The following is a 15,047-nucleotide window of genomic DNA, read 5'->3' as shown; positions in this document are numbered from 1 at the left end:
CGATGCGACTGCTCGACCAACAGCCTCCGGCGGAGGCCGGCTACCGGTTCGGCTACCTCGACGAGCCTTCCAAGCACGTCATCCGTCAGGCGATCCTCAAGTCCATCTGCATACCAGGACACTTGGTGCCGTTCGCATCGCGACACATGCCGGTTGCCCGGGGGTGGGGCAGCGGCGGACTTCAGGTGACATTGGCCGCCATCACGCGAAGCGACACGGTGAAGGTCATCGACGAGGGCGACGACGACACCGTGAACGCGATCGGGCTGCGCGACCTCATAGCCCGCACCTGCGGTGTGGACACCACGACGGACGCCGGCAAGGCAACACTCATTCAAAGCCGCCACCGGATACCGGAGACGAGTCTCGAAGAGGGGCACGTTCTCGTGTTCCAGCTGCCGTACGGTGACCCCCTGCGCTCCATGACGTCGAACTCGATCGTCACCAGCCCGGGCGAACGCCGACGCATGCACGCGGAGGGCGACTACGACCAGGTCTGGCTGGGACTCTTCGAGCAGACGCTGCAAGAAGGCCAGGCCCGCTCCAGCCTCAGTCATCCGGTCGAGGTCAACGGCGGTTACACGGTCACCGTCGCCAGCCCCCGCTGGGACCTCCCTCGGCTCAACAACGCCGAGTTCATCTCCTTGTTCGGCATGGGCCGGGAAGGCTATATCTTCGCCATCCCGCCCTATACCAAGGCTGTCCCGTTGAGTTTCGAGGACCGCCCGTTCGTCATCGAGAGCTTCGCTCAGCCCTGCGCCCGGTGTGGCAGCACTTCCTCGTACCGGGTCACACAGCACATCGACGCCGCCGACGTGCTGGTCTGCTCCGACGTCGACGCCTGCGACCGCCGGCAGGTGCACGCATGACGTCCCCGCACCTTCACGTCAGCCATCTCACCGTCCGTTACGGGGCGGGTTGCGAGAACTGCCGCGACGTGCGTTCCGAACCGAGCGAGCCCTTGTGCTCGTACTGCGGGAGCCTCACCGGATGCCGCGACATCACCTTCACCGCGGACCACGGCGAGGTCGTCGGCATCGTCGGCGAATCCGGGTCCGGCAAATCGACGCTGCTGCGGGCACTGGCGCTGGCGACCAGGCCGACCACCGGAACGGTCGACCTGCGCGGACACCGAGTCAGTGACCTCACGGGCCGCGCTCGCCGCCGAACGCGGATCACCGACATCGGCGTCGTCGAACAGGCTTCGAGCGACATCCTGCATCCTGGAGTCTCCGCTCTCGGCAACGTGGCCGAACCCCTGCTGGCACGAGGATGGCGGCACTTCGAACAGATCCGCGCCGAAGCCACGGCACGGCTGGAGGAGACCGAGATCCCCAGCGATCGCATGTCCGAACCCGTCCGCACCTACAGCGGCGGGATGCGGCAGCGCGTCCAGCTCGCCCGGGCCTTCGCCGGCTCACCACAGTTGATCTTGCTCGACGAGCCCACCAACGGACTCGACGTGTCCGTCCAAGCGCGCGTTCTCGACCTCATCCGGCGCCTGGCCAGCGACAAGGGAACGACGATGGTCATCGTCTCGCACGACCTCGCCACCGTCCGCATCCTGGCTCAGCGCACCTTGGTGATGTCGGCCGGGCGAGTCGTCGAAGCCGGGATGACCGACCAAATACTCCAAGACCCTCAACACCCCTACACCCAACTGCTGGTGAGTTCCCAAATATGAACACCCTGAGCATTCGCGGGCTGAGCAAGAGCTTTCACAGCCATCTACGCCAAGACGCCACCACCATCCCGGTCCTGCGCGGTGTCGACCTCGACCTCGAACAGGGCACCTGCACGGCACTCACCGGAGCCAGCGGATCAGGCAAGACATCGTTGCTGCGATGTGTATGGCGCACCTACCACCCCACCGACGGAACGATCACGCTCCGCACCCCGGGCCATGAACTCGACCTTGCCGGCGCCGACGACCAGGCCGTCCTCTCGGCCCGACGCAGCGTCATGAGCAGCGTGACTCAATTCCTCGACGTCATTCCACGCGTCCCCGCCGTCGACCTGGTCGCAAGCCGCGGCATCACACACGAGGGCGCACGCGATCTGCTCCGGCGTGTCGGTCTGCCGGCGGAGCTTGTCGATCAGCCACCGGCAACCTTCTCAGGTGGACAAAAGCAATTGGTCAATATCGCCATGGGCCTGGCCGCCCCGGGGCACCTCCTCCTCCTGGACGAGATCACAGCATCCCTCGACCGCACACGGCGCTCCGCCATACGGGCCGTGCTACGCCACTACAAGGATGCGGGAGTCACCATGCTCGCCGTCGTCCATGACAGCGACGCCCTCGGCCCGCTGGTTGACCGTGTCGTCGAACTTCGAGACGGAAAGGTCCTCACCACATGATCAGCCTCCGAGCCCGTCGTATCGCAACTCCCGAACAAGAACTGCATGACCACTGGGTGAGCATCGAGGATGGGGGCATCATCGGCGTGACCCCCGCGCCGATGCCCGGCGCCGAGCAGGTCGACCTCGGCGACGTCGACCTGCTCCCCGGACTGATAGACCTGCACTCGGACTGTCTTGAGCGTCATCGGTACCCTCGACCAGGCGCAGAAGTCGGTCTTCCCGCCGCCCTCCTCGCCGTGGACGCCGAGGCCGCCGCCAACGGCATCACGACCAATTTCGTCTGCGCTTCCTTCGAGGAGGACGCGTCCAAAGGCCGCACCAGTAACAACGCCCTCGACCTTGTCAACGCCCTGGGGCACTGGCACGCGCGCTTGCGCGTCGACCACTACATCCACGGCAGGGTCGAACTGTGGCAGGCCGACCTCGACCTCGTCCGAACAGCGTTGGGCAACCCCAGAACAAAACTCGTGTCGTACATGGACAACCATGCGGCTACCAACCGTCCGGTAGTCCTCGACGACATTCGACACTCGATCTGGGGTCAGACGCACCCGGACCACGACACGGCGGAACCCCCGCCCGCGGGCATCGTGGACGAGGTCCGCCGCTACGTCTGCGCTCTCGCCCAGGACAGCGGCCTGGTCCTTGCCTCGCACGACGATCCCACCAGCGCGGCCGTCACCACGGCCGCCCACCTCGGAGTCGACATCATCGAGTTCCCGACGACCGCGGAGGCGGCCGACGCGGCAAGCGCCGGAGACCACGCCATCGTCATGGGCGCGCCCAATGCCGTTCGTGGCGCATCACGCGTAGGACGGCTGTCCGCCCGCGCCGTCGCGGCTTCGGGGGCACTGACCGCTCTTGTCTCCGACTATCACCCCCCGTCTCTGCTCGCTGCGATCTATGCGCTCGAAGACGCCGGCGTCTGCTCGTGGAACGATGCGGTCAAGCTGGCCACCACGGCACCGGCTGACCTCGCACACCTGACTGACCGAGGAGCCATCACACCTGGTCGACGTGCCGATCTCATCGCAGTCGCCAGACATGACAGGTACCCGGTCGTTCACACCATGTGGCGCAACGGCAAGCCCCTGTATGCGTTCGGCTCGCCGGCGGCCTCTCCCACGACACGATCCGAGGCGTTGACAACTCGGCCAACATCGCACAACTGATTCCCAAACGAGCGCTGGCACGCTCCTCGGCGGAGGGGAACTGTAGCTCGACGCGGCTCTGACGGAACAACACATCGTCCAACGGGCGCTCTTGCCCCGCTCACCTGGCGCACAGACATGAAAGGGAGTATCGATGACTGACCGAATCGAACAACAACGCCCCACTCCCCCACCAGACACCCCAGGAAGTCAGGTGGACAGGGGCACGCCATCGCCACGGTGCGTGCCGTTCCCGAACCCGCGGGACTGCCGTTCCGGACGGCTCCGCACCGCGGCAGGACCGATCGCGTCTGTCGCCGGTTCCCGGGACCATGTCCCCTTGAAGGCGGTCCTGCGAGCCAGCCTGACGCCGGCCTACGGCCGCCCCTGGTCCGTGGCCGTCCTGCGCGCGACCCCGGGGGGTGGCGCGGCATGAAGGACCGGATCCCCTGGCCGGTGCCCGAGCCACGCCTGCCCTCCGGCGTCCACCCCGTACTGGCCGCCGCGACACGGGCCGCGGTGGACGCCTTCCGTCGTGCGCGCGAAACCTACGACCGGGCCCAACTGGCTGAGAAAGTCCAGGTGGGCGCGGACGGCACCCCGACTATGCGGCTGGACATCCTGGTGGACACCGCGATCGCCGACGTCGTGGACGCCCACCGGATCAATCTGCTCAGCGAGGAACTGGGCAGCATCGACAACGGCTCCGCCGTCACGCTCGTCACCGACCCGGTGGACGGCACGGCGAACGCCGCCTCCGGCGTCCCGCTGTCCGCCTTCGCCGGTGTCATCGCGGTGGACGGCACGCCGACAGAAGCACTGACCTGCTGGCTGGACACCGGCCGCTGCTGGCACACGGTGGCAGGGCAGCCGACGCCGTACCGCACCAGCGGCCGCACGGAACTGGACGGTGCGGCGGTGAGTCTGCTGCGGCCGCAACCGCACATCGCCGACGCATGGTGGCGGGTGGCGACACGGGCCGCCACGATCCGCATCCTGTCCACGAGTTGTCTCGAAGCGATGCTGGTGGCCGAAGGATCGACGGACGCGTTCGCCGACGCCGGCTCCGACACCCACCGCATCGTCGACCTGGCCGCCGCCATGGTGACCGTCCCCGCGGCCGGCGGCACCGTCATCGACACGCACGGCCGCCCCCTGGAAATCGACCCCGACCTCACTCGCCGCTGGTCAGGCATCGTCGCGGCCACCCCGCAACTCGCGGAAGAACTGGCCGAGACCATCCGCGGAACATGACAGCGACGACCCAGCGGCCGGTGACCGCGCCGAGCGGCGTACACCCCAGCTCAGCAGGCCGACGGCGCACACCGACCGCGGCTGACGGACGTTCACTTCGGCCACCGGCGGCGCGGCCAGGCTGAAGGACTGGCTACCAGGCGTCCATCCCGCTCGCGCAGGCGTGGGGCGGCGGCCCAGCTGTGATGTCTCAGGACGTTGGTTCCACGAAGTTCTCGAACGGCTTCGGATGCAGGAGGCCGGACAGCACTTAGGCGGAGGCGGAGGCCACGAAAAAGGGGATGGCGACGAGGAAGCGGCCGGCCTCGGCCCGTCGGCGCTGTTCGGCGAGCCACTCGTCCGCATCATCACGGCCGACGGCGCCGCTGGCGCAGGCCTGCTCGGCGAGCCTGGCGAGCAGCGACAGCATCGCGGGGTCGGTGAACACGCTGGTGTGCACCTCGACCGTGACATCGTCGAAGCCGCCGGCCAGGAGCAGGCTGCGGTACTGGCGGCCGGCGCGGGGCGTGCCCAGGAGGTCGGCGCGGGCGTGCACGATCGTGCGGGTGAGCGCCGCATCATCCGAGTCGATCATGATGGCGTCCCAGTCCTGACCGACCAGGACGATCCTGCCGCCTGGGCGGAGGACCCGTCGTGCCTCCGCCACCGCGCGCCCTGGCTCCTGACGTACGTGGAAGACCTTGTCGGCACGGTAGCCGCGCACGCTTGCGTCGGCGAACGGCAGATCCTCCGCCCCCGCCTCCCGGAACTCGTTCTGCGGCCACCGCTGCCGGGCAGCGGCCAGCATCCACGGGCTGGGGTCCACGCCCACCGCGTGGACCCCACGTTCGGCCAGCTCGGCGACGGCTCGACCGGCGCCGCAGCCGACGTCCACGACGGTCGAGCCCGGGATGAGAGACAGCAGTTCGTAGGATCGGGCCCGCAGCCGGGTGGCACTCGGCATCTCGTCCGCGGCGTCGAGGACAGCCAGTAGGGCTTCGGTGTCGCGGTGCTCTTCGACCGCTTCCTGATTCTTGGACATGGACGTCATGCTGCGACTTAATGTCGGCATGAAGTCAAGCGAAGACGGCGGCGCCGGCACGTTGAGCATCGGCGCCCTCGCGGCACGGTTCGGTCTGGCCACGCATGTGCTGCGACATTGGGAGGCGATGGGCCTGCTGCACCCCGGACGGGACGCCGGAGGGCGCCGCCGCTACGGTGTGGACGACCTCACCCGCGTGGCGACGATCCTCCTCTTGAAGGAGGCCGGCCTTGGCCTGAACACCATCAGGAGCCTGTCTGCAACCGTCGACCGCGCCACCCGGCACGAGATCCTGCGTCCCGCGGCCGAAGAGCTCCGGGCGAGAATCGCAGCGGCCCAGGCCTCATTGGAGCTCGTTGAGGGCGGTCTGAACTGCGAGCACGAGGACGTCACCCAGTGCCCGAACTACCGGCGGCTCATCGCTGAGCGGTCCGGCTCCCGAAGTCCGTCGGAGAGCCAGTGATCGAGGCCGTAGCACCAACCTCACAGGGCAATACATCTGGTCGGCGCGCTGCACTCCAGCCGCCCGGTGAAACCCGCAGGTCAGACAGCGAGTCCCGCGGGAGCACTAGACGACTGGTCTAATTCGATGCTACGTTCAATGCATGCCAGCCACCAAGATGGACACACGTCAGAGCCTCCTGGACACCGCGCGGCGGATCGTTGCCGTCAAGGGCTACGCCGCGGTCGGCATCAACGAAGTCCTGGGCGGAGCCGGTGTGCCGAAGGGATCCTTCTACCACTACTTCAGCTCCAAGGACGCCTTCGGTGAGGCGATGATGAAGAGCTACTTCGACGACTACCTCGCTGTCATGGATCGGATCGTCGCCGACAGGGACAAGAGCTCTGCGGAACACCTCATGCGGTACTGGCAGAACTTCTACGACACGCAAGCCGTCGACGACTGCCAGGGCGGATGCCTGGTCGTCAAGCTCGGTGCGGAGGTTTCCGACCTCTCGGAGGCGATGAGGATGGTGATGAAAGCGGGCACCACGGCCATCGTCGACCGAGTGGAGAAAATGATCACTGCTGGCATCGCGGACGGGTCCGTGTCCGTAGACGCGGACCCCCGTGCGACGGCCGAGGCTCTCTATGACACATGGCTGGGGGCAAGTGTGATGGCGAAGATCCACCGCAGCCCGGACTATCTCGACGGCGCCATGACGGTCACCCGCCAACTCCTCCACGTCTGACAAGCCCACGCTGCCCGCGACGAATCGGAAATCGGGCAGCGCTCCGACGCGTATTAGTAGACCAGTCTAATCAAAGGAAGATCATGACTGCCGACCTTATCTACTCCGATGCGACACAGCTCGCTGAACTGATCCGTACCGGGAAGGTGTCATCCGTCGAGGTGGTGCAGGCACACCTTGACCGCATCCAGGACGTCGACCCGAAGCTCAACGCCATCGTCACGCTGGTCGACGGCGTCCTCGACGCCGCGAAAGCGGCGGACGAAGCGCTCTCGGCGGGCGGCGAGATCGGGCCTCTGCATGGTGTCCCGTTCACGGTCAAGGACTCGTTCGACACCGCCGGGGTGCTGACACAGCGCGGCTCGCCGATCTTCAAGGGCCGCGTTCCGGACACGGACGCCACCAGCGTGGCGCGCATCAAGAAGGCTGGTGGGATCCTGCTGGCCAAGACCAATCTGCCGGAGTTCTCCTACTCGACCGAGAGCGACAACCTCCTCACCGGCAGGACGAACAACCCCTGGAACCTCGACCGGACACCCGGTGGCTCCAGCGGTGGGGAGTCGGCAGCGGTCGCAGCCGGCATGTCGCCCTTCGGGCTCGGCAGCGACCTTGCGATCTCCGTACGCGGACCGGCCGCCCACACCGGCATCGCCGCCCTCAAGGCGACGCACGGGCGCATCCCGATGACCGGAGTCTGGCCCCGAGTTCCACGCCGTGACTGGCACATCGGACCGATGGCCCGAACCATCCGTGACATCGCGCTGGCCTATTCGCTGATGGCCGGCCCCGACGGCGCCGACGGTTTCGCCATGATTCCCCGCGAGTTCGACACAGGCCTGGGCACGTCACCCGATCGTCCTGTCCGCATCGGCTGGCTGGTCGACTCCGGACTCGGCCCGATCGACTCGGAAGTCGCCGCGACCGTGCAGAAGGCCGCCGAAGCCTTGCAGAGCACCGGCGCCAAGGTCGAAAGGGTCAGCATCCCGGCACTCGAACGGGACAACGCCCTCGAACTCTTCTACCGACAGCACGTCATGGAGGTCAAGCCCGGCTTCAAGGAGGCGACCACCGGCCACGAAGACCAGATGCTCAAGATTTCCAAGTCCATGCTCGCCGGCCCCGACACGTCCATCCGCGACTACGTCCTGGCCGAACAGGCCGTCGAACGTCTCCGGGACGCATTCACCGAGTACTTCCAGCAGTACGACGCCCTCCTGCTCCCGGTCGTGCCCATCCCCGCCCACGAACACGGACTCACCCAGTTCACCATCAATGGCCAGACCGTGGACGCCGCCCACATCCAGACCGCCACCATCCCCTTCAACCTGACCGGCCTGCCGGCCCTGTCCATGCGCTTCGGAACCAGCAGCGACGGCATGCCCATCGGAGTCCAGCTCGCAGCCAACTGGCACGCCGAGTCCACCATCCTTCACCTCGCCTCGCTGCTGGAATCGGTCAGCCCCGTCCGCGACCACCACCCCGACATCTGACAGGCCGGCACAGCCACACGGGCCTTGCCCCCGGTCCAAGGTGTGGGGCGGCGTGCGGCGCACGCGATGCGCCTGCTGACATCGGTCCGGCCGGCCGACGGGTACGGTCGCAGCAAGTGAGTGGCAAACCGGATGGTGGCCACCGCGGCGGACCGTGGTCCACCGGTCGCCGTCCACCGCAGTGGCTGGCTCTTCGCGAGCAGTACGGGCGTCGGCTGGACCGATTCAGGACCCGTTGGTACGGACCCTGGCCGTGGCCGTCCGGCTCGGTGTCGCCCCGCGGATGGGCGGGACGCCGGGGCCGACCCTGCGGGCGGCTCGTCGACGATCCCGCCTCGACCAGTGCGCGCAGTCCCGCCCGGACGCGCGCGGGCGGCGGCCCGCTCACCTCGGCGGCCAGTGCCCGCGCCGCCGGTCCGTTCAGGGCGTGGCTACGAGGGCGTAGTTGTCGGTGTACGCCTGTAGCTGGGATTCTTCGGCGCTGTAGAGGATCTTCGTCTTGGTGGACGAGGAGTCGAGGGTGACCTGGACGTCGAGGTTGGCGCTGATGTCGTTGGACGCCAGGTAGTTACTCTCTCCGCCGGCGACGAGGATGATCGTCGGGTTGGCTCCGGAGGGGCTGATGTTTGAGGCCGGTACGGAGAACGAGAACTGGTTGGCGGTGACCGCGTTGTGGTCGCCGTTGATGTGGACCAGGCCGTAGAGGTCGTCGAAGCGGGTGCTCGTGCCGTCGCCGTACACCCGGCGGAAGTGGTTGCCGGAGATCAGGTTCTCCGAGCTGCCGTTCGTCAGGGCGATCATGCTGGGGAAATTGCTCAGCAGTTTGTTCGCGGAGATGTTGCAGCGGTTGGAGTTGACGAGGGTGATGTTGCAGGCCCACAGGATTGTGTTGCCCGAGATGAGGATGCCCTCAGCGTTCTCCGCGAAGACCGAGTAGCCCGCCCAAGCGCGGGGCCGCAACCAGGATTACTGGACGACCCCCGCGCACTCCAGTCGGGTGCTGGCGGACCTCGAAGGCCCCGGCCGTATCACCCACATCTGGATGACCCAGTTCTGCCGCCGTACCCTCGGCCCCGGCCTCATCGACCCCCTCGAAGCCGACACCGTGGCTCCCGTGATGGAGATCCACAACGCGCTCGGCGTCAACTGGGAGGAGCCGGACCCCGACTACTACCGCAAGGTCCTCATCCGCATCACCTGGGACGACGAGGAGGAGCCCGCCGTCCTCGTCCCGCTCGGCGACTTCTTCGGCATCGGCCACTGCATGCCCAACAGCTACCAGTCGGCCCTGTTCACCGTCTCCGCCAAGCCGGAGGAGTCCCTGATCTTCGGCGGCAGCGCCGCCTTGAACTGCTGGGCGCCGATGCCGTTCGACAAACGCGCCCGCATCGAGCTGGTCAACGAGAACGACCTGCCGATCCAGCAGTACTTCTACATCGACTACGAGCTGCTTCCGGACCGGCTCCCCGCGGACACCCTCTACTTCCACGCCCGCTGGAATCGCAGCAACCCCTGCAACGGCTGGGCCCCCGACATCCAGACCAACAGCCCCGAGGTCAACATCGTGGATGTGACCGGCGAGGACAACTACGTCATCCTCGACACCGAGGGCCGCGGTCACTATGTCGGCTGCAACCTCTCCGTCCACCACCGGCAGGGCAGCTGGTGGGGCGAGGGCAACGACATGATCTGGATCGACGACGACTTCCTGCCCGACGGCTCCACCAGCTGGCCGCCCTCCCTGCACGGCACCGGCACCGAGGACTACTTCAACCACGCCTGGGGGATGCAGAAGAACGCCTACCTCTACCACGGCGCGATCCTCCACGAGGCCGACGTCCCCGGCTACTCGGTCAACTACCGCTTCCACGTGGCCGACCCGGTCCGCTTCGAGGAGCGCATCAAGGTCTCGATCGAGCACGGTCACGGCAACCATCTCTCCGACGACTGGGCGTCGACGGCGTACTGGTACCAGACCCTGCCCTCCCCGAAGGCGACGATCCTCCCGCTGGAGCAGCGGATTCCCGTGCGCCCGGCCGACCGGCCGATGCCGGTCCCGGCCTCCCGTGCGGGCACGGTCGCCGAGGAGATCGCCGTCATGCGTGAGAGGTACCGGGCCCGATTCGAGCGGCACATGAACAACCTCGCCGAGCGCACCCGGCAGCGGGGCGAGCGCTCTTTGCGGGAGTCGGAGGCGAACATCGAGCAGGCCGCGGCCGTGCGCCGCCGTGACGACGAGCGCGCCGATGACTGACACCCGGACCCGGGCGGCGGCGGCCCTCGACACACACTTCCCGGCGGTCCACCTCCGCCCGCCGGCACACTGGATCAACGACCCCAACGGCCTGGTCTTCCACGACGGCCACTACCACGTCTACTTCCAGTACAACCCGCACAGCGCCCGCCACGCCGACATGCACTGGGGCCACTACCGCAGCCCGGACCTGATCCACTGGGAGCTGCTGCCGGTGGCCCTCGCCCCCACCCCCGGCGGGGAGGACGAGGGCGGGGTGTGGTCGGGCAACGCTGTCTCCCACCACGGCCGTCTCATCGCCTTCTACTCCGCCAAACGGGACGACCGTTGGTACCAGCCGGTGACGTCGGCGGTGTCGGTCGACGGCGGTACGACCTTCACCAAACGCGGCAGCCTCCTGATCCCGAAGCCGGCCGAGGGCACGACGATGTTCCGCGACCCGTACGTATGGCAGGACGGCGACCGCTGGCGCATGCTCGTCGGCGCGGCCCTGGCCGACGGGCGCGGAGCAGCCCTGCAGTACACCTCCGCCGACCTCGACGACTGGTCGTACGAGGGCGTCTTCCTGGCCCGTTCGCCGCATCCCCTGCGCGATGGCCGTAACACCGAGGAAGGCTGGGAGTGCGCCCAGTACGTCGCCTTCCCCGACGGCACCGGCACGGTCCTCGCCAGCGCCTGGGACCCGCAGGCGGGGGCAAGCTGCGCGATCCACTGGCCGGGCCGCGAACAGGACGGCGAGTTCAAAGCCGCGGCGACACCCCGCCTCCTCGACCACGGACCCGACTTCTACGCCCCCGCCCTGCTCCATGCGCCCGACGGGCGCCGGCTGATGTGGGCCTGGATCTGGGAGGCCAGGGACGAGGAACGCGTCGGCGCTCCGAGCGCCTGGACCGACGAGGCGGGCTGGGCGGGCATGCTCTCCCTGCCCCGCGAGCTGACGCCCGGCCCGGACGGCGAACTGATCCAGCGGCCGGCTCGCGAACTGCTCGCCCTGCGCGGTGGGCGCCGGATCGCCTCATCGGGCAAGGTGAGCGCCGAGGAGCCGGTGGACCTCGGCGAGGTGCCCCGCGCCACCGACCTGACCGTGACCTTGGAGCGCGGTGGCCGCCTGAGGCTGCTCACCTCACCGGACGGGACCGAGTACCTCGACGTCGTCCACCACCTCGTCACCGGCGAACTGGTCGTCGACCGCGCGCACGCCTCCCTCGACCCGCGCGCCAAGGGCGGCAGTTGGCGCCTCCCACCGGAGGGGCCCCACGCGGCCCTGCGGATCCTGCTGGACCACTCGGTCGCGGAGATCTTCACCGAGTCCGGCCGCGCCCTCACCGTACGCTTCTACCCCGTCGGTGCCGGTCCATGGCGCGTGCAGATGGGTACCACGGGCGGTGGCTCCGCCTTCTACACGGTCGCTGCATGGGACCTGACACCGCCCGAACAACACATGGGCCGACGCGGCGACTCCTGACACCGGCACCGCCCCGCCGACACGCATGCGACTTCGGCGGGGCGTCTCGCGCGGGGTCCGCCTCCGCCCGTGCGCACCTGATGAGCGGGGGACCGGGAAACCCCTTCGCTTGTGCTTGAGGAACAGGCCATCGTCATCGGCCACGGCTGAGGTGCCCCGTCACAGCACAGAAAGATCACCGATGAAAAAGCGCACCACCGCGTCTGCCGACGCCGACCGGGCCGGCGTCCGGGAACTGCCCGTGGTGGGTGGCGGTCCCAGTCGCATCGCCGCCCTGCCTACCGGCGCGCTGCCCGACGGCCTGGCCATCGCGCCGTCCGGCCGCGCCCTCTACGTCGCTCGCTGAAGTGATGTGGGGCGCGGGGAGAAGCCGAGCGTGTGCTTCCGGCGGCCGACGTTGCGGCGTAGCGCCTCCTCTTCAGGCAGTACGACGCCTTGCGTTCTCGTGCGATCTCAGTAGGCAGGAGAGACGGCACGCGCACGACGCGCTGACAGGGTCCTCGCGGGCAGCCTTGGTGACTGTCCGAGACCGTGACCCTGGAGAGACATTCCCTGTGGCTACCCTCCTTTACCGACTGGGCCGCACCGCCTTCCGGCGGCGCCGGCTCGTCGCCCTGCTGTGGGCGCTGATCCTCGGCGCCGTCGGCTTCGGCGCCGTCAAGGCACCGGCCGCCGACGACAGCAATACGTCGTTCATGCCGGGAATCGAGGCGCAGAAGGCGTTCGACCTGATCGGCGAGCGTTTCCCGGGTTCGGACGCCAACGGCGCCGACGCCCGCATCGTCTTCACGGCCCCGCACGGGGAGAAGGTCACCGCGGCCGACAACCGCGCCGCCATCGACACCCTGGTGTCGGAAGCGGCCGACGGCCCCCAGGTGGACAGCGCCGTCAGCCCCTTCACGGCGAACGCGGTGAGCGAGGACGCCTCCACGGCGTACGCCACGGTCACCTTCAAGGTCAAGGCCGCCGATCTGACCGATGCGGCCAAGAACGAGCTGGAAGACGCCATCGGCCGGGCGCGCGACGCGGGGCTCACGGTCGAGGTGGGCGGTACCGCCCTGGCTGATCAGCCCGCGGCGGGCGGCTCCGCCGAGGCCATCGGCATCGTCCTGGCCGCCGTCGTCCTGCTGATCACCTTCGGATCGCTGGCGGCCGCCGGACTGCCGCTGCTCACCGCCGTCATCGGCGTCGGGATCAGCATGTGCGCGATCCTCGCGCTCGGCAGCACCTTCGGGCTGGACATGACCACCGGCACGCTCGCCTCCATGCTGGGACTCGCGGTCGGCATCGACTACGCCCTGTTCGTCGTCTCCCGCTACCGGGAGGAACGGGCGAACGGCCGGGAGCCACGCGAGGCCGCGGGGCTGGCCGTCGGCACGGCCGGTTCCGCCGTGGTCTTCGCCGGCCTCACGGTCGTCATCGCGCTGGCGGGGCTCGCGGTGATCGGCGTGCCGATGCTGACGAAGATGGGTCTGTGCGCCGCGGGAGCGGTCGTCGCCGCCGTCCTCATCGCGCTGACCCTGGTGCCCGCCCTGCTCGGCATGTGGCCCAACGCCGTACTCCCCCGCAAGACGCGCAAGCGCGGCCTCTCCGCCACCCAGCACCAAGGGCGCGTCCGGGAGAACGGCGGCAGCCGGTGGGCCCGGTTCGTGCTGCGCCGCCCGCTGACGGTCCTGCTCGTCGGCCTCGTGGGCCTCGGTGCTCTCGCGCTGCCCGCCGCCCAGCTGGAGATGGGCATGCCGGGTGCCGAGGCCAAGCCCGTCTCCACGACGGAGCGGCGGGCCTACGACGCGCTCGCCGACGGCTTCGGCGCCGGCTTCAACGGCCCCCTGACGATCGTGGTGGACACCGAGGGCGCCGACGACCCCGCGGCGGCCGCGAAGACCATCGCCGGGCAGATCGACCGGACGGACGGCGTCGTGTCCGTCTCACCCGCGCGGTTCAACGAAGCCGGTGACGCCGCCCTGTTCTCGGCCGTCCCGGCCACCGGTCCGAACGACGAGGCCACCAAGGACATCGTGCGGACGATCCGGGCCGAGCGCCCGGGCCTGGAGGCGCGGACCGGAGCGACCTTCGAGGTCACCGGCAGCACCGCGATGAACATCGACATCGCTCGGGCGCTCCAGGACGCACTGGTGCCCTACCTCGTCGTCATCGTCCTGCTGTCCTTGGTGCTGCTCCTGGTGGTCTTCCGCTCCCTGCTCGTGCCCCTCAAGGCGGCCCTCGGATTCCTGCTGTCGGTGCTGGCCTCGCTCGGCGCGGTGGTGGCCGTCTTCCAGTGGGGGTGGGGCGCGGAGCTGCTGGGCGTCGAGCAGACCGGCCCGATCATGAGCCTGATGCCGATCTTCCTCGTCGGTATCGTCTTCGGCCTGGCCATGGACTACGAGGTCTTCCTCGTCGCCCGCATGCGCGAGGCGTACGTCCACGGGGAGCGGCCCGCCCAGGCGGTCGTGACCGGCTTCCAGCACAGCGCCCGGGTGGTCGTGGCCGCCGCCGCGATCATGATCGCGGTCTTCTCCGGCTTCGTCGCATCAGGCGAATCCATGATCAAGACCATCGGGTTCGGCCTCGCGGTCGCCGTGCTCTTCGACGCCTTCGTGGTCCGCATGGCACTCGTGCCGGCCGTACTCGCCCTGCTGGGCGACAAGGCGTGGTGGCTGCCCCGCCGGCTCGACAAGGTGCTCCCGCACGTCGACGTGGAAGGCGCCGCACTCACCGCGTCCGATACAGGCCCGGAAGACGGCGCTCACGCCCCGCAGCAACCGGTGCGCATCTGACCTCCTGCTCGCACCCAGCGCACCGCGGTGCCGCGTACGGCGGCGCCGCGGCGCACGTCTGCCAGGCTGTGCCTGGTCGCC

At 68.7% G+C, this 15,047-nt stretch carries 14 protein-coding genes; 12 read left to right on the top strand and 2 right to left on the bottom strand.

Annotation, left to right across the window (positions count from 1 at the left end; all coding sequences use genetic code 11):
• Positions 1 to 2: 2 nt before the first annotated feature.
• The 5 genes from AC27LF_RS29685 to AC27LF_RS29665 all read left to right on the top strand — a co-directional run bounded on the left by AC27LF_RS29685 (position 3) and on the right by AC27LF_RS29665 (position 4,766).
• A complete protein-coding gene (locus tag AC27LF_RS29685; protein ID WP_479664304.1) occupies positions 3 to 869 on the top strand; it encodes an alpha-D-ribose 1-methylphosphonate 5-phosphate C-P-lyase PhnJ in 867 nt (288 codons plus the stop codon).
• Positions 866 to 1,684 carry an ATP-binding cassette domain-containing protein gene (locus tag AC27LF_RS29680; protein WP_479664287.1) on the top strand — a complete coding sequence of 273 codons (819 nt, stop codon included), beginning with the start codon at positions 866 to 868 and terminating at the stop codon, positions 1,682 to 1,684. Before AC27LF_RS29685 ends, AC27LF_RS29680 begins: the two co-directional genes overlap by 4 nt.
• Complete coding sequence (locus tag AC27LF_RS29675) at positions 1,681 to 2,358, top strand: ATP-binding cassette domain-containing protein (RefSeq protein WP_479664288.1); 678 nt, start codon at positions 1,681 to 1,683, stop codon at positions 2,356 to 2,358. The genes AC27LF_RS29680 and AC27LF_RS29675 overlap by 4 nt, the downstream gene beginning before the upstream one ends.
• Positions 2,355 to 3,533 (top strand): alpha-D-ribose 1-methylphosphonate 5-triphosphate diphosphatase, encoded by a 1,179-nt coding sequence (locus AC27LF_RS29670; RefSeq protein ID WP_479664289.1) that lies wholly within the window; start codon positions 2,355 to 2,357, stop codon positions 3,531 to 3,533. The genes AC27LF_RS29675 and AC27LF_RS29670 overlap by 4 nt, the downstream gene beginning before the upstream one ends.
• 411 nt (positions 3,534 to 3,944) lie before the next feature.
• Positions 3,945 to 4,766, top strand: a complete 822-nt coding sequence (locus AC27LF_RS29665) for an inositol monophosphatase family protein (protein ID WP_479664290.1) — start codon at positions 3,945 to 3,947, stop codon at positions 4,764 to 4,766.
• A 250-nt stretch (positions 4,767 to 5,016) separates the two neighbouring features.
• On the opposite strand, the gene AC27LF_RS29660 is transcribed toward AC27LF_RS29665, so the two are convergent.
• On the bottom strand, positions 5,017 to 5,787 hold the full coding sequence (locus AC27LF_RS29660; protein ID WP_479664291.1) for a methyltransferase domain-containing protein: 771 nt from the start codon (positions 5,785 to 5,787) through the stop codon (positions 5,017 to 5,019).
• Between the two features lie 28 nt (positions 5,788 to 5,815).
• On the opposite strand from AC27LF_RS29660, the gene AC27LF_RS29655 reads away from it, so the two are divergent.
• From AC27LF_RS29655 to AC27LF_RS29645, 3 genes are all read left to right on the top strand, one after another.
• Entirely contained in the window at positions 5,816 to 6,250 is a 435-nt protein-coding gene (locus tag AC27LF_RS29655; RefSeq protein ID WP_479664305.1) for a MerR family transcriptional regulator, read from the top strand.
• Positions 6,251 to 6,392: 142 nt separating this feature from the next.
• Positions 6,393 to 6,980 carry a TetR/AcrR family transcriptional regulator gene (locus AC27LF_RS29650; protein ID WP_479664292.1) on the top strand — a complete coding sequence of 196 codons (588 nt, stop codon included), beginning with the start codon at positions 6,393 to 6,395 and terminating at the stop codon, positions 6,978 to 6,980.
• Between the two features lie 83 nt (positions 6,981 to 7,063).
• A complete protein-coding gene (locus tag AC27LF_RS29645; protein ID WP_479664293.1) occupies positions 7,064 to 8,470 on the top strand; it encodes an amidase in 1,407 nt (468 codons plus the stop codon).
• 420 nt (positions 8,471 to 8,890) lie between these two features.
• Here AC27LF_RS29645 and AC27LF_RS29640 read toward each other — a convergent pair whose 3' ends face one another.
• Positions 8,891 to 9,430 carry a hypothetical protein gene (locus AC27LF_RS29640; RefSeq protein ID WP_479664294.1) on the bottom strand — a complete coding sequence of 180 codons (540 nt, stop codon included), beginning with the start codon at positions 9,428 to 9,430 and terminating at the stop codon, positions 8,891 to 8,893.
• Between the two features lie 82 nt (positions 9,431 to 9,512).
• Between AC27LF_RS29640 and AC27LF_RS29635 the strand changes: the two genes are divergently transcribed.
• The 4 genes from AC27LF_RS29635 (at position 9,513) to AC27LF_RS29620 (ending at position 14,966) form a co-directional block, all read left to right on the top strand.
• Entirely contained in the window at positions 9,513 to 10,724 is a 1,212-nt protein-coding gene (locus AC27LF_RS29635; protein ID WP_479664295.1) for a glycoside hydrolase family 172 protein, read from the top strand.
• Positions 10,717 to 12,189 carry a glycoside hydrolase family 32 protein gene (locus tag AC27LF_RS29630; protein ID WP_479664296.1) on the top strand — a complete coding sequence of 491 codons (1,473 nt, stop codon included), beginning with the start codon at positions 10,717 to 10,719 and terminating at the stop codon, positions 12,187 to 12,189. The genes AC27LF_RS29635 and AC27LF_RS29630 overlap by 8 nt, the downstream gene beginning before the upstream one ends.
• A 181-nt stretch (positions 12,190 to 12,370) precedes the next feature.
• On the top strand, positions 12,371 to 12,535 hold the full coding sequence (locus AC27LF_RS29625; protein WP_479664297.1) for a hypothetical protein: 165 nt from the start codon (positions 12,371 to 12,373) through the stop codon (positions 12,533 to 12,535).
• 208 nt (positions 12,536 to 12,743) lie between these two features.
• Positions 12,744 to 14,966: an MMPL family transporter gene (locus tag AC27LF_RS29620; protein WP_479664298.1), complete on the top strand. Its 2,223-nt coding sequence runs from the start codon at positions 12,744 to 12,746 to the stop codon at positions 14,964 to 14,966.
• Positions 14,967 to 15,047: the final 81 nt, after the last annotated feature.

It is taken from the genome of Streptomyces diversicolor (assembly GCF_057537855.1).
Note: the sequence above shows the minus strand (reverse complement) of the source record. Positions and strands in the feature narration are given on the sequence as shown.